Here is a 598-nt window from a genome sequence, read left to right on the forward strand (position 1 = left end):
CGACCCCGACGCCGCCACCAACGTCGCCAACGGTGCCGCACACCCGGATGGTTCGCACGCTTCAAGTGCACCGAGTGAGCCGGTGGAGTCTCGGAGCATGGCGCAACTGCGGTCGGATGCAGCCACCGACATCTTCCGGCACCGCATCAGCTGCCCGCGCACGAACTCCGACGCCGTCACCGGCACCGCGCCGGTCACCGTCGTCGTCCGGATCGGCCTGGAACAACTCCGAAACGGGCACGGCACCGGACAGCTCGACGGGATCCCCACCCCGATCAGCGCCGGCACCGCACGCCGGATGGCTGCCGACGCGAACCTCATCCCCATCGTCCTCGGCGGACCCTCCGAAGTCCTCGACCTCGGCCGCTCCCGCCGCCTCTTCACCCGGGCGCAGAAACTCGCCCTCGCCGAACGCGACGGCGGCTGCGCCTTCACCGGCTGCCCCCACCCACCCTCCTACACCGAAGCCCACCACATCCGCTGGTGGAACGCCCACCACGGCACCACCGACCTCGACAACGGCATCCTGCTCTGCACCAGCCACCACCACCGCGTCCACGACGACGGCTGGGACATCGACATCCGCGACCACGTCCCC

General features: G+C 70.4%; 1 protein-coding gene. It reads left to right on the forward strand.

The features are described from left to right. Positions 1–82 precede the first annotated feature (82 nt). On the forward strand, positions 83–598 hold a 516-nt coding region (locus tag AC1DB1_RS19460), incomplete at its 3' end, for a DUF222 domain-containing protein (RefSeq protein WP_477202017.1).

This window comes from Leifsonia sp. 10N434 (genome assembly GCF_056394405.1).